General features: G+C 69.9%; 20 protein-coding genes and 1 tRNA gene. 9 read left to right on the forward strand and 12 right to left on the reverse strand.

The window, feature by feature from the left end; all coding sequences use genetic code 11:
- Positions 1 to 34: 34 nt before the first annotated feature.
- From rpmE to ACFYV5_RS08410, 9 genes are all read right to left on the reverse strand, one after another.
- Complete coding sequence (gene rpmE / locus ACFYV5_RS08370; protein WP_355107946.1) at positions 35 to 253, reverse strand: 50S ribosomal protein L31; 219 nt, start codon at positions 251 to 253, stop codon at positions 35 to 37.
- Between the two features lie 143 nt (positions 254 to 396).
- Positions 397 to 1488 carry an LCP family protein gene (locus tag ACFYV5_RS08375; protein ID WP_389165853.1) on the reverse strand — a complete coding sequence of 364 codons (1092 nt, stop codon included), beginning with the start codon at positions 1486 to 1488 and terminating at the stop codon, positions 397 to 399.
- 218 nt (positions 1489 to 1706) lie between these two features.
- Entirely contained in the window at positions 1707 to 3779 is a 2073-nt protein-coding gene (gene rho / locus ACFYV5_RS08380; protein ID WP_389165856.1) for a transcription termination factor Rho, read from the reverse strand.
- Positions 3780 to 4162: 383 nt separating this feature from the next.
- The gene (thrB, locus tag ACFYV5_RS08385) at positions 4163 to 5080 is read right to left on the reverse strand and encodes a homoserine kinase (RefSeq protein WP_158990478.1); all 918 of its coding nucleotides are present in this window, start codon (positions 5078 to 5080) and stop codon (positions 4163 to 4165) included.
- A 306-nt stretch (positions 5081 to 5386) separates the two neighbouring features.
- Positions 5387 to 6457: a threonine synthase gene (thrC, locus tag ACFYV5_RS08390; protein ID WP_355107954.1), complete on the reverse strand. Its 1071-nt coding sequence runs from the start codon at positions 6455 to 6457 to the stop codon at positions 5387 to 5389.
- Positions 6458 to 6463: 6 nt separating this feature from the next.
- A complete protein-coding gene (locus ACFYV5_RS08395) occupies positions 6464 to 7756 on the reverse strand; it encodes a homoserine dehydrogenase (protein WP_355107956.1) in 1293 nt (430 codons plus the stop codon).
- A gap of 104 nt (positions 7757 to 7860) precedes the next feature.
- Positions 7861 to 9252, reverse strand: a complete 1392-nt coding sequence (lysA, locus tag ACFYV5_RS08400; protein ID WP_389165860.1) for a diaminopimelate decarboxylase — start codon at positions 9250 to 9252, stop codon at positions 7861 to 7863.
- A 13-nt stretch (positions 9253 to 9265) separates the two neighbouring features.
- The gene (gene nrtL, locus ACFYV5_RS08405; RefSeq protein ID WP_389165863.1) at positions 9266 to 10321 is read right to left on the reverse strand and encodes an ArgS-related anticodon-binding protein NrtL; all 1056 of its coding nucleotides are present in this window, start codon (positions 10319 to 10321) and stop codon (positions 9266 to 9268) included.
- A gap of 80 nt (positions 10322 to 10401) precedes the next feature.
- A complete protein-coding gene (locus ACFYV5_RS08410) occupies positions 10402 to 10935 on the reverse strand; it encodes a response regulator (RefSeq protein ID WP_389165866.1) in 534 nt (177 codons plus the stop codon).
- 111 nt (positions 10936 to 11046) lie between these two features.
- On the opposite strand from ACFYV5_RS08410, the gene ACFYV5_RS08415 reads away from it, so the two are divergent.
- Positions 11047 to 11118: transfer RNA gene (locus ACFYV5_RS08415), tRNA-Arg, on the forward strand.
- A gap of 241 nt (positions 11119 to 11359) precedes the next feature.
- On the forward strand, positions 11360 to 12016 hold the full coding sequence (locus ACFYV5_RS08420; protein WP_355107962.1) for a hypothetical protein: 657 nt from the start codon (positions 11360 to 11362) through the stop codon (positions 12014 to 12016).
- Between the two features lie 95 nt (positions 12017 to 12111).
- Here the strand turns inward: ACFYV5_RS08420 and ACFYV5_RS08425 are convergent, their stop codons facing one another.
- Both ACFYV5_RS08425 and ACFYV5_RS08430 read right to left on the reverse strand, forming a co-directional pair.
- Positions 12112 to 12369: a hypothetical protein gene (locus tag ACFYV5_RS08425; protein ID WP_389165870.1), complete on the reverse strand. Its 258-nt coding sequence runs from the start codon at positions 12367 to 12369 to the stop codon at positions 12112 to 12114.
- A gap of 46 nt (positions 12370 to 12415) precedes the next feature.
- On the reverse strand, positions 12416 to 12820 hold the full coding sequence (locus ACFYV5_RS08430; protein WP_389165873.1) for a MerR family transcriptional regulator: 405 nt from the start codon (positions 12818 to 12820) through the stop codon (positions 12416 to 12418).
- A 57-nt stretch (positions 12821 to 12877) separates the two neighbouring features.
- Between ACFYV5_RS08430 and ACFYV5_RS08435 the strand changes: the two genes are divergently transcribed.
- Complete coding sequence (locus tag ACFYV5_RS08435) at positions 12878 to 13762, forward strand: NAD(P)-binding domain-containing protein (protein ID WP_355107968.1); 885 nt, start codon at positions 12878 to 12880, stop codon at positions 13760 to 13762.
- 72 nt (positions 13763 to 13834) lie between these two features.
- Here the strand turns inward: ACFYV5_RS08435 and ACFYV5_RS08440 are convergent, their stop codons facing one another.
- On the reverse strand, positions 13835 to 15295 hold the full coding sequence (locus tag ACFYV5_RS08440) for a hypothetical protein (protein ID WP_389165877.1): 1461 nt from the start codon (positions 15293 to 15295) through the stop codon (positions 13835 to 13837).
- 307 nt (positions 15296 to 15602) lie between these two features.
- Between ACFYV5_RS08440 and ACFYV5_RS08445 the strand changes: the two genes are divergently transcribed.
- The 6 genes from ACFYV5_RS08445 (at position 15603) to ACFYV5_RS08470 (ending at position 21661) form a co-directional block, all read left to right on the forward strand.
- Complete coding sequence (locus tag ACFYV5_RS08445) at positions 15603 to 17192, forward strand: aldehyde dehydrogenase family protein (RefSeq protein WP_389165880.1); 1590 nt, start codon at positions 15603 to 15605, stop codon at positions 17190 to 17192.
- Positions 17189 to 17644 (forward strand): type II toxin-antitoxin system RatA family toxin, encoded by a 456-nt coding sequence (locus ACFYV5_RS08450; protein WP_389165883.1) that lies wholly within the window; start codon positions 17189 to 17191, stop codon positions 17642 to 17644. The genes ACFYV5_RS08445 and ACFYV5_RS08450 overlap by 4 nt, the downstream gene beginning before the upstream one ends.
- A 21-nt stretch (positions 17645 to 17665) precedes the next feature.
- On the forward strand, positions 17666 to 19579 hold the full coding sequence (locus ACFYV5_RS08455) for an NAD(P)-binding domain-containing protein (RefSeq protein WP_389165886.1): 1914 nt from the start codon (positions 17666 to 17668) through the stop codon (positions 19577 to 19579).
- Positions 19576 to 20169: a YdeI family protein gene (locus ACFYV5_RS08460; RefSeq protein ID WP_389165889.1), complete on the forward strand. Its 594-nt coding sequence runs from the start codon at positions 19576 to 19578 to the stop codon at positions 20167 to 20169. Before ACFYV5_RS08455 ends, ACFYV5_RS08460 begins: the two co-directional genes overlap by 4 nt.
- Positions 20166 to 20945 carry a 4'-phosphopantetheinyl transferase family protein gene (locus tag ACFYV5_RS08465; RefSeq protein WP_389165892.1) on the forward strand — a complete coding sequence of 260 codons (780 nt, stop codon included), beginning with the start codon at positions 20166 to 20168 and terminating at the stop codon, positions 20943 to 20945. The genes ACFYV5_RS08460 and ACFYV5_RS08465 overlap by 4 nt, the downstream gene beginning before the upstream one ends.
- Before the next feature lie 122 nt (positions 20946 to 21067).
- Positions 21068 to 21661, forward strand: coding sequence for a response regulator transcription factor (locus tag ACFYV5_RS08470; RefSeq protein WP_355107982.1), 594 nt, complete (start codon positions 21068 to 21070; stop codon positions 21659 to 21661).
- Positions 21662 to 21695: the final 34 nt, after the last annotated feature.

A 21695-nucleotide genomic window follows, 5' to 3' on the forward strand; every position in this document is an offset into this window, starting at 1 on the left:
TGCGGGAGCGACCATGGACCGGCGCAGTGACGTGCTACTTCGTGGCCGCAGCCTTGCCGAAGCGGGCCTCGAAGCGGGCCACGCGGCCGCCGGTGTCGAGGATCTTCTGCTTGCCCGTGTAGAACGGGTGGCACTCGGAGCAGACCTCGGCACGGATGGTGCCCTCGGCCAGGGTGCTACGGGTGGTGAACGACGCGCCACAGGTGCAGCTGACCTGGGTCTCGACGTACTCGGGGTGGATCTCGCGCTTCAAGGTGTCTCCTAGTTTCGGGAGGGCGCCGGGTCGCCGTGCGGGATGCACCTGCGTGAACCGGGGCCGACGTACCAGTCTGCCAGGACCGGCCGTATCTCCCAAAACCGGGTCCGTGGTGAAACTATTCCGGGGCGGCTTCCGCGCTAGCGCACGAGGCCGTCGGCCTTGCCGGTGGCGGCGTCCTTCGTCGCGGAGGCCGGGATGGGTTTGTCGGCCTTGAGCGCCTGCCAGACCTGCCGGGACTGGGCTTCCAGCGGGATGACGCGGTTCGGGTCGGCGGGGTCGTACGCGACCGGCATCGTGATCATGTGGACGTCCTCGGCGCCGAGCCCGGAGAGCCCCTTGGCGAAGCCCATGAGCTCGTTGACCGAGTCCAGCTCGGAGTCGGGCGTGATGGCCTTGGTGGCCGTGTCGGCGATGTCCAGGAGCTTCTTGGGGTTCGAGAGGACCCCGACGTCCTTGACCTGGTCGATGAACGCCTTCATGAAGGCCTGCTGGAGCTGGATGCGGCCGAGGTCGCTGCCGTCGCCGACGCTCTTGCGGGTGCGGACCAGTCCGAGGGACTGCTCGCCGTCCAGGGTGTGGGGGCCCGGCGCGAGGTCGAGGTGGCTCTTGTCGTCCGTGATGCGCTCGGTCGTGGTGATGTCCACGCCGCCGAGCTTGTCGATCAGCTTCTTGAAGCCGGTGAAGTCGACCTCGATGTAGTGGTCCATGCGGATGCCGGACATCGACTCGACGGTCTTCACCGCGCAGGCCGGTCCGCCGGCCTCGTACGCGGTGTTGAACATCGCCCGCTTCTCGCCGGCGACGGCGGTGCCCCGCTCGTCGGTGCAGGCGGGGCGGTCGACGAGGGTGTCGCGCGGGACGGAGACGACGCTCGCCCTCTGGTGGCCCTCGTAGACGTGCACGATCATCGCGGTGTCGGAGCGGGCGCCGCCCTCGTCCTTGCCGTAGGCGCCGTTGTCTCCGGAGCGGGAGTCGGAGCCGAGGACGAGGATGTCCATCGAGCCGTTGTCGACGTTCTCGGGGCGTTCGGCGCCGAGCTGGGCGTTGATGTCGACGCCCTCGAGGTTGCCGTTCAGCTTGAGGTAGGCGTAACCGAGTCCGGAACCGCCGACGACGACGAGTGCGGCCGCGCTCCAGGCGGCGACGGTCGCTGCGCGGCGGCCCTTGGCGGGCGGCTTGCGGCGGCGGCCGGTGCCCCGTATTCGGCCGCCCTTGCTCTGCTCGGTCATCTGCTACCTCAGGTCCTCGGTTCACCTTCTGTGACGGCGAAGCACCCGAAAGGGTTGCATATGAACCTGTGAGGTTTCACTGGGCGACGGACCACCACGGCCCGGAACGCACCGCGCCCACCGTGCGAGGCACGGTGGGCGCGATGGTGTTCGTCCAGGTCACGGCAGGATTGAGGCCCTGAAGGCCGACTCCCTCACCCTGTGACCGAGGTCTCGCCTCAGTCGTTGTTGTTGCCGGCTCCCGGAGTCGTCTTCTGGATCTGCAGCAGGAACTCGCCGTTCGACTTCGTCTGCTTCATCTTGTCGAGAAGCAGCTCGATCGCCTGCTGCTGGTCGAGCGCGTGCAGCACGCGACGCAGCTTCCAGGTGACGGCGAGCTCGTCCGCGCCGAGCAGGATCTCTTCCTTACGGGTACCGGACGCATCGACGTCCACCGCCGGGAAGATGCGCTTGTCGGCGAGCTTGCGGTCGAGCTTGAGCTCCATGTTGCCGGTGCCCTTGAACTCCTCGAAGATCACCTCGTCCATGCGCGAGCCGGTGTCGACCAGCGCGGTGGCCAGGATGGTCAGCGAGCCGCCGTCCTCGATGTTGCGCGCCGCACCGAAGAAGCGCTTCGGCGGGTAGAGCGCGGTCGAGTCGACACCACCGGACAGGATGCGGCCGGAGGCCGGCGCCGCGAGGTTGTACGCGCGGCCCAGGCGGGTGATCGAGTCGAGCAGGACGACCACGTCGTGACCCAGCTCCACGAGACGCTTGGCGCGCTCGATGGCCAGCTCGGCGACCGTCGTGTGGTCCTCGGCCGGACGGTCGAAGGTCGAGGAGATGACCTCGCCCTTGACCGACCGCTGCATGTCGGTGACCTCTTCCGGACGCTCGTCGACCAGGACGACCATCAGGTGGCACTCGGGGTTGTTGGTGGTGATCGCGTTGGCGACCGCCTGCATGATCATGGTCTTGCCGGTCTTCGGCGGGGCCACGATCAGGCCTCGCTGGCCCTTGCCGATCGGCGACACGAGGTCGATGATCCGCGTGGTCAGCACACCCGGGTCGGTCTCCAGACGGAGGCGGTCCTGCGGGTAGAGCGGGGTCAGCTTGTTGAACTCCGGGCGGCCGCGGCCGGAGTCGGCCGCCATGCCGTTCGAGGAGTCCAGGCGGACCAGCGCGTTGAACTTCTCGCGGCGCTCGCCCTCCTTCGGCTGACGCACGGCGCCGGTGACGTGGTCGCCCTTGCGCAGGCCGTTCTTGCGGACCTGGGCGAGGGAGACGTACACGTCGTTCGGGCCGGGCAGGTAGCCGGAGGTCCGGATGAACGCGTAGTTGTCGAGGATGTCCAGGATGCCCGCGACGGGGATCAGGACGTCGTCCTCGTTGACCTGCGGCTCGGCGGCACCGAACTCCTCGCGGCCACCACGACGGCCACGACGGTCGCGATAGCGTCCGCGACGGCCACGACGGCCGCCCTCGTCGTCGAAGTCGTCCTGGGGGCCGGTGTTCTGCGGCTGGCCGCCCTGACGCTGCTGACGCTGGCCGCCCTGGCCACCGCCCTGCTGGTCGTCGCCCTTGCCGCGGTCACGGCGGTCCCGCTGACGGTCACCGCGGTCACCACGGTCGCCGCGGTCCCGCTGGCGGTCGCCCCGCTCACCGCGGTCACGACGGCCACGGCCCTCGGCGGTGTCGGCGGCGCTCTCGGCCTTGGCGTCGGCGGACGTGTCCGTACGGGCCTCGGTACGGGACTCCGTACGGGACTCCGTACGGGCCTCGACCTTGGTGTCGGTCTTCACGGCCTGGGCGGACTCGGCCTTGGCCTCGCCCTCCGGGCTGCCGGCGGGCGAGGTGGCCCGGCGACGGCGGCGCTCGCCGACCGGCTGGTCGTCGGACGCGGGCTGGCCCGGGATGTCGATCTGCTGCTGGGCGACGGCCTTCTCGGCCTTCTCCGCCTTGGGGGCAGCGGTCTCGGCGGCGGCGCTCTCGGCCGTACGGGCCTTGGAGGTGGCGCGGCGCTTCGGCTTGGTCTCGGCCGTGTCGGCGTCGGCCTTGGCGGGAGCGGCGGAGCCCCCGCCCCCCTGCGCCTCCTTGATGACCTCGATCAGCTGGCTCTTGCGCATCCGCGCGGTGCCCCTGATGCCGAGGCCGGACGCGACCTGCTGCAGCTCGGCCAGGACCATGCCCTCGAGGCCGGTGCCGGAGCGGCGGCGCCGTGCGGTGGTGCCAGTGGCAGCACCTGCGGCGGGCGCGGCGTTGTCGACACTGTTGTCGGCAGTCACGCCCATCAGATCGGTGGTGTCGCTCACGAAGGGTCCTTCCCTGGAGCGGACGTCGGCCATCTGGCTCGGCGACCGGTTGTGCTGTCCGGCATCGGTCCTGGCTTGTGGACCGTGTCGGGGCGGTGGTCCCGCCGGGTACGGCGGAAGAGGAAAAACGTGCTGTGGGTCCGGCCCGAGGCCCCCTGCTCGGCCCTCAGCGGGAAAGAGCGAGGGGTGTCGTGCCGGTTCCGGAGCGTGCTCGAAACTGCTCAGGCAGGCTGCTCAGGCAGTTGGGGAGGCTCCCGGAAGAATGGTGGTCCCGGATGGGGACACTCAGCACCGCGCCACAAAGACGTCGGGTGCAGACTTGAGGTTAACACTACCGGCTCCAACAAACATTCCCCCTCTCCCTCACCGGCAATCACGTGTCCCTATGGCGCGAGCGGCAGAACACTCGCTCCGGACACATCGAGGTCGAGCCGGTTCGCGGCCCATCCCTCGCCCGCCAGCCGGGCGACCTTGTCGGCCGTCCCGTGTTCGGCCAGCGCGAGCACCGTGGGGCCCGCGCCGGAGATGACCGCGGGGACTCCGTCCGCCCGCAGCCGGTTCACAAGGGCGATGCTCTCGGGCATCGCGGGAGCCCGGTACTCCTGGTGCAGCCGGTCCTCGGTGGCCGCGAGCAGCAGCTCGGGACGGCGCGTCAGCGCCTCCACGAGAAGCGCGGCGCGCCCCGCGTTGGCCGCGGCGTCGACGTGCGGGACGGTGCGCGGCAGCAGACCGCGGGCGGTCTCGGTCAGGACGGGCTTTCCGGGGACGAAAACCACCGGAACGATGGAATCCGAGGGATCCATCCTGATCGCCCGCGCGGCACCGGACTCGGTCCAGGCGAGCGTGAAGCCGCCGAGCAGGCAGGCGGCGACGTTGTCGGGGTGTCCCTCGATCTCCGTGGCGAGTTCGAGGAGGGCGGCCTCGTCGAGGCGGGCGTCGCCGCCTATGGTCACGGCGCGGGCGGCGACGATGCCGGCGCAGATGGCGGCGGAGGAGGAGCCGAGGCCGCGGCCGTGCGGGATGCGGTTGGCGCAGACGACCTCGAGGCCGCGCGGCTGTCCGCCGAGCAGGTCGAAGGCCGTGCGCAGGGAGCGTACGAGCAGGTGGCTCTCGTCGCGCGGGAGCGTGTCGGCGCCCTCTCCGGCGATGTCGATGTGCAGCCCGGAGTCGGCGACTCGGACGACGACGTCGTCGTAGAGACCCAGCGACAGGCCGAAGGCGTCGAAGCCCGGGCCGAGATTGGCGCTGGTGGCGGGAACGCGCACCCGTACGGCGGCGGCGCGGAACGCGGGACCGGCCATCGCTCGATGACTCTCCTTGACTCTGACTACGGGTTTTTCAAGAGACGTACGCAAGACCCGGGGGCCGCGTCTGCCTCGGGGGGCGACAACGGCAACGACACCGCGCATATGCAACGGGGCGGGTTCGGTACAGCCTATCGAAGGAAGGTTCTGTGGCGACATAGGGCGCACAGGAGGCGCACGATGCGTGTCGCGAGCCATCCTGTGCGCCTATGTACGTTCCTGATCGGGTTTCACCCGGTGGCCCCTCCGCGAGGAGGGGCCGGATCAGGCCGGGCAGAGGCGGATCAGGCCAACAGGGCTGGATCAGGCCAGACCGAGGCGCTCGGCGGCGGCCGCGGCGTCGACCGGGACGGTGACCGGCTGGGGCGCGCCGGCGACGGCCCAGTCGGGGTCCTTCAGGCCGTTGCCGGTGACGGTGCAGACGATCCGCTGCCCAGGGTCGACCTTGCCCTGCTCGGCGGCCTTCAGCAGACCGGCGACCGACGCGGCCGAGGCGGGCTCGACGAAGACGCCCTCCTGGGCGGCCAACAGGCGGTAGGCGCGCAGGATCTCACGGTCCGTCACCTCGTCGATGAAGCCACCCGACTCGTCGCGCGCGGCGATCGCGTAGTCCCAGGAGGCCGGGTTGCCGATGCGGATCGCGGTGGCGATGGTCGACGGGTCCTTGACGACCTCACCGCGCACGAGCGGCGCGGAGCCGGAGGCCTGGAAGCCCCACATGCGCGGCCGGTGCGTGGACATGCCGTCCGCGGCGTACTCGGAGTACCCCTTCCAGTACGCCGTGATGTTGCCGGCGTTGCCCACGGGCAGCACGTGGATGTCGGGCGCGTCGCCCAGCATGTCCACGATCTCGAACGCGGCGGTCTTCTGGCCCTCGATACGGACCGGGTTGACCGAATTGACCAGCGCCACCGGGTAGTTGTCGGAGAGCCCGCGGGCCAGGGTCAGGCAGTCGTCGAAGTTGCCGTCGACCTGGAGGATCTTCGCGCCGTGCACGAGGGCCTGGCCCATCTTGCCGAGCGCGATCTTGCCCTGCGGTACGAGGACGGCGCAGACCATCCCGGCGCGTACCGCGTAAGCCGCCGCGGACGCCGAGGTGTTGCCGGTGGAGGCGCAGATGACGGCCTGCGCGCCCTCCTCCTTGGCCCGGGTGATGGCCATGGTCATGCCGCGGTCCTTGAAGGAGCCGGTGGGGTTGGCGCCCTCGACCTTGAGGTGCACCTCGCAGCCCGTGCGCTCGGAGAGGACCTGAGCGGGGACGAGCGGCGTGCCGCCCTCACGGAGCGTGACGACCGGCGTCGTGTCCGTGACCGGAAGGCGGTCCCGGTACTCCTCGATGATGCCGCGCCACTGGTGGGTGCCCTTGCTGGTCATGGGTCCTTACTCCCCTTCAACACGCATGATGCTGGCGACACCGCGCACGGTGTCGAGCTTGCGCAGCGCTTCGACGGTCCCGGAGAGGGCGGCGTCGGGCGCGCGGTGGGTGACGACGACGAGGGAGGCCTCGCCGTCCTTTCCCTGCTGACGGACGGTGTCGATCGACACCCCGTGCTCGGCGAAGACCGTCGCGACCTGGGCGAGGACGCCCGGCTTGTCGGCCACGTCGAGGCTGATGTGGTACCGCGTCACGACCTCGCCCATGGGGCTCACGGGCAGCTGGGTGTACGCGGACTCGCCGGGGCCGGTGGCCTCGTTGAGCTTGTTGCGGCACACGGCGACGAGGTCGCCGAGGACGGCGGAGGCGGTCGGAGAGCCGCCGGCGCCGGGGCCGTAGAACATGAGCCGCCCGGCGGCCTCCGCCTCGACGAAGACCGCGTTGTAGGCCTCGCGGACGGAGGCGAGCGGGTGGCTGAGCGGGATCATCGCGGGGTGCACGCGCGCGGTGACGGAGCCGCCGTCGGCGGAGCGCTCGCAGATGGCGAGGAGCTTGATGGTGCAGCCCATGCGCTTGGCGGAGGCGAAGTCGGCGGCGGTGACCTCGGTCATGCCCTCGCGGTACACGTCGTCGAGACGCACGCGCGTGTGGAAGGCGATCCCGGCGAGGATGGCGGCCTTGGCGGCGGCGTCGAAGCCCTCGACGTCGGCGGTCGGGTCGGCCTCGGCGTATCCGAGGGCGGTGGCCTCGTCCAACGCCTCGCTGTAGCCCGCACCATTCGTGTCCATCCGGTCGAGGATGAAGTTGGTGGTGCCGTTGACGATGCCCATGACGCGGTTGATCTTGTCACCGGCGAGGGACTCGCGCAGCGGCCGGATCAGCGGGATGGCGCCGGCGACGGCGGCCTCGTAGTAGAGGTCCTGGCCGTGCTGGTCGGCGGAGGCGTAGAGGCTCGCGCCGTCCTGGGCGAGCAGCGCCTTGTTGGCCGAGACGACGGAGGCGCCGTGCTCGAAGGCGGTGGTGATGAGGGTGCGGGCGGGCTCGACCCCGCCGATGACCTCGACGACGACGTCGATGTCGCCCCGTTTGACCAGGGCGGTGGCGTCGGTGGTGATCAGCTCCGCGGGGATGCCCTCACGGACCTTGTCCGGGCGGCGGACCGCCACGCCGGCGAGCTCGACCGGGGCGCCGATGCGCGCGGCGAGGTCGTCGGCGTGCGTCGTCATGATGCGCGCCACCTCTGAGCCGACCACACCACAGCCCAGCAGCGCCACCTTCAGCGGACGCGTACGCATCATCCGACCTCGTTTCTCGTACTACTTCGTATCTCTACGGTGGGTCCAGTCTCACTCACCGGACGAGGGTTTCTGTCCCTCGTCCGGATCCTGAGACACTTATTTCATCAGCCGACATCGAGACGCAGGAGATCTTCCTCCGTCTCGCGCCGGACGATCACCCGCGCCTCGCCGTCGCGGACGGCGACGACGGGCGGGCGGAGCGCGTGGTTGTAGTTGCTGGCCATGGAGCGGCAGTACGCCCCGGTGGCCGGTACGGCGATGAGATCGCCGGGCGCCAGGTCGGCGGGGAGGAACGCGTCCTTGACGACGATGTCCCCGCTCTCGCAGTGCTTGCCGACGACGCGGGCGAGCATCGGCTCGGCGTCACTCGTCCGCGAGACCAGGGAGACGCTGTACTCGGCGTCGTACAGCGCGGTGCGGATGTTGTCCGACATGCCGCCGTCGACGCTGACGTACGTCCGCAGTCCTTCGAGCGGCTTGACGGTGCCGACCTCGTACAGGGTGAAGGCGGTGGGTCCGACGATGGCGCGCCCCGGCTCGACGGAGATGCGTGGCGTACGGAGCCCCGCGGACTCGCATTCGCGCGTCACGATCTCGGTGAGTGCCTTGGCGATGTGGTGAGGCTCACGGGGGTCGTCGTCCGAGGTGTAGGCGATGCCGAGGCCGCCGCCGAGGTCGATCTCGGGGAGCTCGACGCCGTGCTCGTCGCGTACCTCGGCGAGCAGCTGCACGACGCGCCGGGCGGACACCTCGAAGCCGGCCATGTCGAAGATCTGGGATCCGATGTGCGAGTGGATGCCGATGAGCTCCAGGCCGTCGAGCTTCAGCGCCCGCCGGACGGCCTCGGCGGCCTGCCCGCCGGCGAGGGCGATGCCGAACTTCTGGTCCTCGTGGGCGGTGGCGATGAACTCGTGGGTGTGCGCTTCGACGCCCACCGTGACCCGGATCTGGACGCGCTGCCGCGTGCCGAGGGACTGGGCGATGTGGGCGACGCGCGCGATCTCCTGGAAGGAGTCGAGGACGATGCGCCCGACGCCGGCGGTCACGGCCCGGCGGATCTCGTCCTCGCTCTTGTTGTTCCCGTGGAAGGCGATGCGCTCGGCGGGCATGCCGGCGGAGAGGGCGGTGGTGAGCTCGCCGCCGGAACACACGTCGAGGTTGAGCCCCTCCTCCTTCAGCCAGCGCACGATGGCGCGGGAGAGGAAGGCCTTGCCCGCGTAGAAGACGTCGGCGTCGGCGCCGAAGGCGTCGGCCCAGGCGCGGCAGCGGGCGCGGAAGTCGCTCTCGTCGAGGAAGTAGGCGGGCGTACCGAACTCCTCGGCGAGCGCGTCGACACCGATGCCGCCGACGGTCACGACCCCGTTGTCGTTCCGCTCGACGGTCCTCGCCCAGACCTTCGGGTCGAGGTGGTTGAGGTCGGAGGGCGGGGCGGAGTAGTGCCCCTCGGGAAGGACGTCGGCGTGACGGGGCCCGGCGGGGTGGGCGGAACGGCTCATGTCTGCAGCTCTTTCACATCTGATCGGGTGCGCTGATGCCGAGCAGGGAGAGGCCACCGGCGAGCACCACCCCGGCGGCTTCGGCGAGCGCGAGCCGGGAGCGGTGGGCGGCCGAGGGTTTCTCGTCGCCGAGGGGCAGGACGGTGTGCTGGAAGTCCAGCAGGGCGTCGGCGGTGGCTTCGAGGTGCCGGGCGACCCGGTCGGGGGCGCGGTGGCGGGCGGCGGAGGCGAGGACGAGGGGGTGGTCGCCGAGGAGGCCGGCAAGCGTCCGCCCGTCCTCGACGTGTCGCTCGGCCGCGCTGTCGAACCCCAGCTGCTCGGCGTTACGGAGGAGGGCGCGGGTACGGGAGTGGGCGTACCGGACGCGGAAGAGGGGGTTGCCCTCGTGCTGGTGGAGCAGGTCGTCCCCGAGGCGTGCGCGGTCGTGCGCGGCGGCGGAGAGGAGCCCCCAGCGGGCGGCGTCGACACCGAGGCGGTGGAGCAGCTCGCGGGAGGTGTACGGGGAGGGTACGGGGGCGATGTCGGGACTGGACTGCTCTGCCACCGTGGCGGGCGTCTCGACGCCGAGCAGCCCCCAGTCGGAAGCGACGGGCCCTTCGCAGGTCGCGTGTGCCACGACGCCCTGGGAAAGGAGGATCCGCCGCAGCGCGTCGGCGGTGACGGCAGCGCGTACATCGGCACGGTGGCGGATCACGGCGTGCTCGCTGGTGCGCTCTCCGCTGAGCTCACACCGCCCGTATCGGTCCCCCTGGCGGAGGATCTCGCGTACGAGATCCTGCTGGGCCTCCTGGCGCAGGGTGAAGTTGAGGAAACCGGGCCCGGTGATCTCGACGGCGGCGAGCGCGGGGGTCGCATGGAGCCGGTCACGGAGGGTCGCGGCGACATCGAGGGGCGTGCGCCGGGCGGCACGCGCAAGGGTCAGGGCCACATTGCTCGCGTAGTCCCCGCGCCCGCCGGGCCGCGGCCGCTCGATCGTGACGCGCTCGGGAACGGCCACTCTCAGCGCACCCTCGTCGACCGCGCTGCGCACGGCGTGCAGCACGGTGAGGGAGAGGTCCGCGGGGGTCACGGGACAAGCGTAGGGGAGAAGGGGGGTCGTCACGCGAACCGGTTTCGCGATGCGGTCACTCGCGGGGGCGACAAGGGACGCTAATGCGACCCGCTGGCGGTCCCGGCCCGTCCGGCCCCGTGTCTGCCATCGACGGCATCGACGGCAGACGGCCCCTCCTGTCCGTCGCGCCGCGCGCCGCGCTCCCGCCCGTCCCGATGCATGAGCTGCCGGACGACCCGGACAAGCTCGGCGGGCTCGAAGGGCTTGGCCAGGAACGCGTCGACACCGGCCGCGACACCGCTGTCCACGTCGTGCTGCGTACAGGCACTGACGATGGCGACGGGCACATGACTGGTCCGCGGATCGGACCGTAGCTTCTCGGCGGTACGCAACCCGTCCAGCCGGGGCATGACGACGTCGAGGGTGACGACATCAGGACAGACCCGATGCACGACATCCAGACACTCGGCACCATCGGCCGCGGTCACGACCTCGAAGCCCTCGAGCTCGAGATTGACCCTGATCAACTGCCGGATCACCCGGTTGTCATCGACAACGAGCACCCGCCCGGACACCCCTGACACACGACGAGAGTAGGTCGCGGGGAGGGGCTGCGTCCGGGTTTTGCCCACTTCCGACCCGTGAGGGGGAACGAGGGGCCGGTGACGCGACGGAAATACCTGTTCACAGGCACGGCTCGGATGCTGGTAGGGTTCTACCCGTCGCCGCCGAACGCGGCGGACGCCCCCGTAGCTCAGGGGATAGAGCAACGGCCTCCGGAGCCGTGTGCGCAGGTTCGAATCCTGCCGGGGGCACAGAAGCCGGACCAGCGTGATCAAGCCGCTGACCAGCGGATGTGCCAGACATCGAGAGCCGGACCCAGTCCCACTGGGTCCGGCTCTTTGTCGTTGTCTATCGCTGGTCGCGTGTGAGTGGCGTGTGGGCTCTCGCGGCCGTCACCGGGCCCTCCCTCACCGCTGAGACGCATTTGGTCTGGTCAGGCCTCATGCGCTTGAGTGTGCACGTCAAATCGTTGATGAGTGCGAGGGGTTGACGTTGAGCAAGGCAGCACGGGGGATCGCGGCCGGAGTGGTACTGATGGCCGTACTGACGGCGTGTGGTGGTTCGGACGACGGCCTGGATGCCTTCCGCGGGGACGGCGACAAGCCCCCGGTCACGCTGACGCCGGACATGGTCCGCACCGCCCTCCCCAGCAAGGCGAGCGCCCCCAAGGGCTTCGAGGGCAACGACATCGAGGTCGAGGTGGGCGACGAGGCCGTCGAGGCGTGCACCGAGTCGACCGAGTCCAACTGCGGCGGGCTGCTCAGTCTGGGCAGCACCGACTTCGACACGGATGACAGCGGCCGGAGCGACAGCTCCGAATACGACGGTGAGGTCGTCTTCGGCATCCTGGCCTTCCAGAGCCCGGGCGACGCCAGTGCCACGTACAAGGCCCTGGTCGCCGAGGAGCGCGGCAAGGCCGAGAAGGACGGCAAGAAGGCGAAGCCGGTGGAGATCGACGCGGGCGCCGAGGAGACCGATGCCTTCGAGGACGCCGACGGCGAGACCATGGTCATGATGCGGATCGGCAGCGTCGTCGCCGTGGTGAACGGCGACGGCACCTTCGTGCAGAAGCCGAACTACAACGACTTCGCGAAGCTCCAGATCGACCGCCTGAAGATGACCGCCGAGGGCATGAACCCCGACGCGTGATCCGCCCAGCCTCCAAGGCTCCGGCCCGGCGCGGGCGCCGGGCCGGGCCGTGGATGGCGGGCGCGGCGTCGGGGTCCTGAGCTGATCGACGCGGGTCAGCCCCCGGGCAGGTCGTACGTCATCCTCTCGCTCTCGTCGCTCAGTTCCAGCTCGTACGGGAAGCCGAGGAGCCCGCCCAACTCGTCGAGCCGCGGAGAGCCGACGACCCTGTTGAGCGGGTCGATCTCCACCTGGCACCAGCTGGTCTGCGGCTCATAGCCGTCCCAGGACGACGAACGGGAGCTCCAGCCGGCTCCGACGAAGCGGGCGGCGACAACCGAGGCGTTACGGCGACCACGCAGAACGCCGCACACGTTGTTGCCCACCTCTGTCCAATGGGGATCAAGTACGGGGCCTTCATCAGGCAGGGACGGGCTGGGGAGTGCCGTCGAAGGGTGGGTAGTTTTCGGTGGCCATGCGGTCGGCCGCGTCGATGTAGTGGGTGAGGGCCTCGCGGGACCGGGCGAGCCTCTCCATCTGGTCGTCCAGGCGGCGCAGGCGGGAGCGCATCGCCGTCAGGAGCTCCGGGCAGCCGAGCAGTTCCGGGGCCTCTCCGATCGCGCAGGGCAGCAGGTACGCGATGTCCTCGGAGGATAGACCGGCGCCCAGCAGGTGCCTGATCTGCTGCACGCGCAGCACCGCGTTCTCGTCGTACTCGCGGTAGCCGTTCGCCCTGCGGTCCGCCTCCAGCAGGCCCTGCGACTCGTAGTAGCGCAACTGGTGGGCGTTGACGCCCGTCCGGCGACTCAGTTCACCGATCCGCATCAGAACCTCGCAAGCTCGCTTGACCTTCACACCGGTATGAACGTTGACGATGCTGCCATGAACAGCGAAACCGATACCCCCGTAACCGTCATCGGCCTCGGACTGATGGGCCAGGCTCTCGCCGGCGCGTTCCTGAAGGCCGGGCATCCCACGACCGTGTGGAACCGTACGTCGTCCAAGGCGGACCAGCTGGTGGCCCAGGGTGCGCGGCGGGCGCCGACGGTCGGCGAGGCACTCAGAGCGAGTTCCCTGACGATCGTCTGCCTCACCGACTACCAGGCCGTGCACGAACTGCTCGGCGCGAGCGATGTCGAGCTGGACGGCACGCTGGTGATCAACCTGACCTCGGGTGACTCCGCCCAGGCCCGCGAAACCGCCCGATGGGCCGAGCGGCGCGGCGCCCGCTACCTGGACGGCGCCATCATGGCCGTCCCGCCGGTGATCGGGACCGCCGACGCGGTCATTCTGCACAGCGGGCCGCAGCAGGACTTCGACGCGCACAAGCCGGTACTCGACGCCCTGGGCACCGTCACCTACCTCGGTGCCGACCACGGGCTGGCGTCCCTGTACGACATGGCCGGCCTGGCCATGATGTGGAGCGTCCTGAACGCCTGGCTCCAGGGCACCGCCCTGCTCAGGACGGCCGGTGTCGACGCCGCCACGTACGCGCCGTTCGCACGGCAGATCGCCGCCGGGGTGGCCGAATGGCTGCCGGGGTACGCCGAGCAGATCGACCGCGGCTCCTTCCCGGCCGAGGTGTCGGCCCTGGAGACCGACGCACGGGCGATGGCGCACCTGATCGAGGAGAGCGAGGCGTTGGGCGTCAACGCCGAACTGCCGAAGCTGTTCAAGGCGATGGCCGACCGCGCGATCGCCGCCGGGCACGGCGGGGAGCAGTACCCCGTGCTGATCGAGGAGTTCAGCAAGCCTGGCGGCGAATGACCCGGGACCCGGGTGCCGAAACGGCCCCTGACCATCGAACCTGGTCAGGGGCCGTCGTCCGATCCGCGTTTCCTAGGGGGTGACGCTGAACAGCATGCGCTGGCCCGGGTGTTCGGTGACCGTCCAGAGCTGGTTCGGGGATCCCGGCCAGACGGAGAAGTCCTCGACCCCGATCGCGGACGTCCGGCGAGCGGAGGTTTCGACGAGTCGCCCGGTGCTCGTGTCGGGCCTCGCGACGATCACCCTGCCGTTCGACGCTCCTCGGCTCTGGCTGAGGTAGTACGTGCCGTTGATGACCGCGGCGCCCTGGATGCCGCCGTTGTCGGTGTACGCCGTGTTGTACGGAACGCGGTAGGCCGCGTCGGCCGCCCAGTATCCGTAGCTGTTCAGGGCCGGTGTTCCCCCGCTGGCGTTCATCGGCCAGCGGATGACCCTGCCGGTCGTGTACGCGTCCGTGACCTGCGCCTTCTCGCACCATTCACCGGTGGTGATGTGCCGCACGGCCGAGCTGCGGTCGAGGCTGGCGAAGCTGGTCTTCGGCGTGACGTCCGTGGCCGTGCACGTCTTGTCGTTGTCCTGCATGTCGCACGGGGTGCCGGGCGGCGGCTCGACCGTGTCGCAGGCGGAGTTGGTCCAGCCGTCACTCTGCGGGAGGATGTAGCGGTAACCGTGGGCGTGGTAGACGCCGTCCTGCCTGCCGATGGCGGTCTTGGACGTGCCCCACTTGTCGGCGGGCAGGGCGCCGAGATCGATGATGTTCCGCAGGTCGAAGACGCGGAATCCGCGGTTCGTGTCCGCCACGTACAGGTAGTAGCCGTACCAGACGATGCCGCCGGCGTGGAGGGAGCCGTACGAGTGCGTGCTCGTCGAGTACCTCTGCGACGTGCGCACGCTCATGTAGCTGGCGTTGCCAGAGCTGTTGATGAACGGGTAGACCAGAAGGACGTGGGCGTACTTACCGGTGCTGGAATCGATGAAGGAGACCCGGACGCCCTTGCGTTCGGTGTTCAGCCCGTCGACGTCCATGTCGTCCGGCTTCTTGTCGTCGTTCCAGTCGTCCTTGTTGTACCAGGTCACCATCATGGGCTTGTGATCCGCGGGATTCCACCCGGTCGTGGGATCGCCCCAGGTCTGGTCCTCGTCGGCGTCCGCGACGGTGGTCACGCCCTGCGGCCACCACTCGGAGGTGGCCGGGTCGCCGTTGTCGGCGGCGTCGAAGCAGAAGCTCTTGGTAAAGTTCTCCGGGATCGAGGTGCCTTCGGTGGCCGCCCCGTTGCAGACCTCTCCGCTCCACCTGCCCTGGCGGCCGCCCTCCTGCTGGAGGAGCGAGTTCACCCCGATGTTCGGCAGGTCCGCGTTCAGTTTGTCGACCCGGCTCTGCAGGTCGGCCCGGTTGGAGATCGGGCGAAGCTCGAAGTTGCTCAGCGCGAGACCGGGATCGTCGGCGGCCTGGGCGGGTGCGGTCGCGAACAGTGCCGCGACGACCGTCGCCATCAGCGACAACGCCGCTCTCGCCTTGTAGCTCCTCGTCAATGCATTTCCTCCGCGTCTTGCCATGTGCATGGTTTGCGGGAGTGTAGGGGATGGTGACGGCGGCTCAGGTGCCGCCCCGGGGTGTCGCTTGCCTTCTCACCCTTCGTGAGGGTTTGTCAGCGCCGGCCTTCGCGACCCTTCGGCCGGCCGCGCCCGCGAAAGCTCCTCGCCGCCCGTACTCCTGGCTTCCTCGCGGGCGGATCGGTTCCATAAGGAGGCCTGATGACGGGCTCATTGTTCCTGGTCATTCGCCGCCCTAGCTTGGGGACAAACGTCAGCCGTATTCGGACTGACCGAAGGGGGCGAAATGAAGTTCGGGGTATATCCGGCCTACATCGGTGGCCAGGACATCACCGGCAGCAATCCGCAGTTCGTACACACCATTACCGCCCGTTCCCTCATCGAGGACACCTTCCCCAGTCTGCGTCTCAAGCGCGATCTCGATCTGGGAATCGTCGATCCGGATGCGGCGGACGAGCGTGTCGTCGGGGCTTGTGTCGTCGCCGATGACGAGCTGGCCGAGAGGGCGCTCGCCGCGGCGGCCGAGGCCGCCGAGGAGTGGCGGCGGGTGCCGATCGAGACACGACTGGAGGTGGGGCGGCGGATCGGTGAGCGGTTGTTGGAGCACCGGGAGCCGCTTGTCGAGATTCTGGTCGCGGAAGGGACTCCCCGGGACGCGGCCGAGGGAATGATCACGGGAATTCCGTACACCAGCTGGAGCAGCGAAACGCTCGAATGGTGTGCCGAGCAGCTGGAGTTCCGGCGGCAGGACGGCGAGCGGGAAATGATTCTGCGCCGTATTCCCGACGGCGTCGTCTGCATCAATCCGCCGCAGAATGCCGCGACCGTGAACGCGCTCAACGGGCTCACCGCCCTCATCGCCGGCAACACCGTCGTGGTGCGGGCGCCGCGCGGGGTCGCGCTCAGTTGTATGTACGCGATGCGGGAGGTCGTGGCGCCCGTGCTGGAGGAGATGGGCGCACCGGCGGGGACGGTCAACGCGTACTGCGGGGCTCCCAAGCTGGAGAGCTGGCTCGCCAGTGAGCACGTCGACGACGTTCTCTACTTCGGCGGCAGCAAGAAGGGCCTCGAGTTCGAGGCCGACGCGATCGCCGCCGGCAAGAAGCCGATCCTGGAGCTCGCGGGGAACGACTGCTGCGTGGTCTGGCACGACGCCGACCTGGACGCCGCGGTGGAGACCATCACGCAGTTCTTCCTGAACTCCGGGCAGATCTGCAACGTCCCCAACCAGGTCGTCGCCCATCCGGCGATCGCGGACGAGCTCATCGAGCGGCTTGTCGCGGCCACCAAGGACATCCGGCCGGGCTATCCCGACGAGCCGGGCGTGGTCCTCACCCCGGTCCTCGGGGTCGACTGGTTCTTCGGCTGCCTGGGCGAGGCGCTCGCCAAGGGCGCGAAGCTCGTGCACGGCGGGCGCCGTCTCGAGGTGGACGGGACCGAGTCGAGCACCGGGTTCTTCGTCGAGCCGAGCATCGTCCGCGTCGAGGGGCTCCAGGACGCCAGGTCGCTCTCCGTCGTCCGTGACGAGACCTTCTTCCCGCTGCTGCCGATCATCGTGCCCGAGGCCGGCGCCTCGGACGACGACCTGCTCGAGCAGGTGCTGCGCTTCGTCAACAGCAACGCCTACGGGCTGCGCAACTCCGTCTGGTCCTCCAGCTTCTCGACGGTGGAGCGCTTCCTGGACGGGGTCACCAACGCCGGAAACCTGAAGATCAACGACTCGCACAGCGGCTTCCTCCCCTTCCTGCCCAACCAGGGCGGCCCCGGCCTCACCGGCGGTGCCTTCGGCGAGGCGAGCCACCCCATGCTGCGCACCACCCGTCTGCAGGCCGTCAGCGTCCTCCGCCCGGCGGCCGACAAGGAGGACGCGTCATGACGACCCGCGTACTGAAGGCCACGGTTCCCGCCACGGCCGCCGAAGTGATCGAACGCCTCGCGGACGCGGCCGCGCTCCCCGACCATGCCGAGGACATCCTCTCCGTCGCGGACACCGGTGACGGGCGGCAGGAATGGGTGCTCGCCTTTCGGGGTGGCACCGCCCGCTGGGTGCAGCGCGTCGAGCGCGGCCGGGATCAGGAGACGTACCGCATCGACTTCGAGCAGGTCGACGGCGACTTCCAGCAGCTGAAGGGGGCCTGGACGAGTACGGACATCCCCGGCGGCGGCTGCGAGGTCGCCTTCGAGGTCCGTTACCGCACGAGCGTCCCCCATCTCGCGGGTGCGATCGACTCGGCCGTCGGGCACGTGCTGCTCCGCAGCGCCCACCAGGTCATCACCGCCGTCGGCGGCCCCGCGCGGGTCACCGCCGGTGGCCACCACCTGTCCTGACACTCAAGGAGAAGCACCCCCATGGAGAAGGTCTGCATCATCGGAGCCGGCTGGTCGGGGCTTGCCGCCTGCCAGGTTCTGCACGCCCGCGGGATCGATTTCGACTGCTACGAAGCCGGCTCGCAGGTCGGCGGCAACTGGCGTTACCAGAATGACAACGGCATGTCCTCGGGATACCGGTCCCTGCACATCAACACGTCCAAGAAGCTGTCCGAGTACCGCGCGTACCCCATGCCGAAGGACTATCCGCACTATCCCGACCACGTCCAGATCGCGCGGTACCTGGACGACTACGTCGACCACTTCGGCTTCCGCGAGTCGATCGCCTTCCGTACGTCGGTCACCCACGTGGAGCCCGCCGAGGGCGGCGGCTGGACCGTGACCTCGCGGGATCGCGACACCGGTGTCGAGACGACCCGGCATTACGGTTCGGTGATCGTGGCCAACGGCCACCACTGGGACCCGCGCGACCCCGAGCCGGCCTTCCCCGGCGCGGACACGTTCACGGGCACCCAGATCCACTCGCACTACTACCGGGTTCCGGACGAGTACGCCGGCAAGCGGGTGCTCGTGCTGGGCTTCGGCAACTCGGCGTCCGACATCGCGGTGGAGACCTCCACGGTCTCCGAGCGCACGTTCCTGTCGATCCGTACCGGTGGTTACGTCTTCCCGAAGTTCATGTTCGGCAAGCCGGGCGACGACATGATCAGCCCGTTCATCACCCGGGTCATGCCGCGCGAGACGCAGCGCTGGGTCATGGCCGCCCTGCTGCGCATGACGATCGGCAAGGTGACCGACTTCGGTCTGCCGGAGCCGGGCCACAAGCTGTTCAACTCCCACCCGACCGTCTCGGAGTCGCTGCTCCCCCGGCTGGGCCACGGCGGGATCACGGTCAAGCCGAACATCTCCCACTTCGACGGCGACACGGTGCACTTCACCGACGGCAGCAGCGAGGTCATCGACACCGTCATCTACAGCACCGGTTACAAGGTCAGCTTCCCCTTCCTCGACGAGTCGGTGATCGCCCCGACGGACAACGACGTCTCCCTCTTCCACCGGGTGGTGGACCCCCAGCACTCCGGGCTGTACTTCGTGGGGCTCTTCCAGCCCCTGGGCGCCACGACGGTCCTCGCGGAGGCCCAGTCCCACTGGATCGCCGACCTGCTCCAGGGCACGGCGGCGCTGCCGTCGGTCCAGGAGATGCGCCGGGAGATCACGACGTACAAGGAGAAGCTCGCCAAGCGGTACGTGACCTCCAAGCGCCACACCATGCAGGTGGACCACTACCCCTATCTGGCGGAGCTGCGCGCGGCGCGGCGCAGGGGCGCTCGGCTCGCGAAGAAGTCCGGTGGGGCGGTCTCCGCTCTCTCCGCGGACTACCGCCCCGAGGAGGTGTCGATCCGGATCGACGCGGCTCCCGAGGTGGTGTGGGACCTGATCAGCGACGTGACGCGGATGGGCGAGTGGAGTCCCGAGTGCCGTCGCTGCTACTGGCGCGGTGACAAGCGCGGGGTCGGGGCGCGGTTCATCGGGATCAACCGCCGCGGCTGGGTCGCGTGGGTCACCTCCAACACGATCGAGAAGGCGGAGCGGGGCAAGTCCTTCGCGTTCCACACGACGACGAACGGGGTCCGCTGGGGCTACCGTCTGGAGCGGGACGGGGAGGGCGGCACGCTGCTCACCGAGGTGTGGGACGTCTCCGGGCAGAACACGGGGCAGCGCAAGCGCACGGCGTCCTTCGCCAAGTCGATGCTCGGTGGGTACGAGAACCACACCCAGGAGCTGCGCGACGGAATGCGTACGACTCTGGAGCGCGTCAAGGCGGCCGCCGAAGCGGCCACCCGGCAGGGCGGCCGGCCGCTGAACAGCGTGCGGGAGAGCTCGCGGTCCGGGGCGCCCGTCACGCAGGCGGTGGAGGTGGACGCGGCGGCATGACGACGGACGACAATCTGCGCTGCGCCTGCGTCGAGGAGTTCGCCGCCTGGATGGAGGCGCATCACGAGGCGGCCGACGAGGTCTGGCTCGCGCTGCCGAAGAAAGGCACCGCGGTCGCCTCGGTCACCCGGTCCGAGGCCCTGGCCGTCGCGCTCTGCTACGGCTGGATCGACGGCAAGGCCTTCTCCGGGAACGTGCCGGACGGCTGGTGGGCGCAGCGCTTCTCCCCACGGAAGCGCCGCAGCCCCTGGTCGAAGATCAACCGCGCCAAGGTCGAGAAGCTGATCGCCGCCGGCCGGATGCGGCCGGCGGGGCTGGCCCAGATCGAGCTGGCCAAGGCCGACGGCCGCTGGGCCGCCGCCTACGCTCCGCAGAGCACGGCGGAGGTCCCGCCCGACCTCCGGGCGGCGCTCGACGCGTCGCCGGCCGCGGCGGCCGCCTACGAGGCATTGAGCAGGAGCAACAGGTACCAGATACTGCTCACCGTGGAGAAGGCGGTGAAGGCGGAGACCCGGGCGCGCAGGATCGCGGGCTACGTGGACCGGCTGGAGGCCGGCGATCCACCGCACGGGCCCCGGAAGAAGCCGTGAGCGTCGTGCCGCCGTCCCACGTCGGGGCCGAGCGGGCGGCCCCGGCAGGGGCCGTGCCGCCCCGCACGCGCTTCAAGAGCACGGCCAAGTCCTTGCACGAGGGCCCGCCCTTCCCCCTGCCCGTGCAGCGGGCGTCGTGGACCACGTTGTGGCTGGTCGAGGCGGAGGGCTGGGCCGGCTGGGCCGGGCGGGTCGCTTCGCGGGTGCTTGACGTCGGGGAGTTGCGGCGGGCGGAGTCCCTGCGGCGCGCGGCGGACCGGCGGAACTATCTCGTGGCCCATGTGGCGTTGCGGGTGCTGCTCGGCGAACGGCTCGGGCTGGCGCCGGAGATGGTCCGGCTGGGGCGGGCTGAGTGCCCGTGCTGTGGCGGGCCGCACGGTCGTCCCGTGGTCGAGGGGGGTGGGGCGCACTTCTCGCTCTCGCACGGCGGGGCGATGGTGTTCGTGGGCCTCGCGCCGGTGCCGATCGGCGTGGACGTGGAGCGCGTGCCGACGCCGGAGACGGTCGCGGACACGGCGGCGGTCCTGCATCCGGACGAGCGCGCGGAACTCGCCGCCCTGGAGGAGGAGTCGCGCCCGTCGGCCTTCGCCCGGGCGTGGGCGCGCAAGGAGGCGTACCTCAAGGGCATCGGCACCGGGCTCGGCCGCTCCCCCGCGCTGGACTACGTGGGTACGGGTGCCGTACCGGCTGCCGCGGGTCCCGACGGCTGGACCGTACGGGATGTGGCCACCCCGGACGATCACGCCGCGGCGGTCGCGCTCTCGCCGGAGCCGTGACCTGGTCGGATACCGGAGATCGATGTCGAATATCCGCCAAATTCCCCTGGCCGCACTACGATTCACCTCGCGAACGGGCTCCACAGGGGGGTTCGTGAGGGGGGACAACAGTGATCAGAGTCATGCTCGCGGACGACATGCTGATGCTCCGGCGGGCCCTGGTCTCGCTGCTGGAGCTGGAGGACGGCATCGAAGTGGTGGGTGAGGCCGACAACGGGGACCGGGTGCTTCCGGTCGCGTTGGAGACCCGGCCGGACGTCGCGATCCTGGACATCGACATGCCGGGGATCGACGGCATCCGGGCGGCGGAGCTGCTGAGCCGGGAGCTCCCGGAGTGCAAAACGATCATCCTCACCAGTCTCGGCAGGCCGGGGAACCTGCGTCGGGCGCTGGAGGCCAAGGTGTCGGGCTTTCTGCTGAAGGACGCCGACCCGACGCGGCTCGCCGCGGCGGTCCACCAGGTGGTCGCGGGAGAGCAGGTCGTGGACCCGCAGCTGGCGCTCGCCACGCTGCAGGCGGGGGGAAGTCCGCTGAGCGCACGGGAGAGCGAGGTCCTGCGGCTGGCCTCCCAGGGGCTCGACGCGCCGGAGATCGCGCGGAAGCTGTTCCTGTCCGCGGGGACCGTGCGCAACTACCTCACCACGGTGGTGACCAAGCTCAACGCCCGCAACCGGATGGACGCCGTACGGATCGCCCGGGACGCCGGCTGGCTGTGAGCGGAGGGCGTGTCCCGCGGATCCGGCCTGTCGG

The organism is Streptomyces sp. NPDC003035 (assembly GCF_042888285.1).
Classification (GTDB): Bacteria; Actinomycetota; Actinomycetes; order Streptomycetales; family Streptomycetaceae; genus Streptomyces.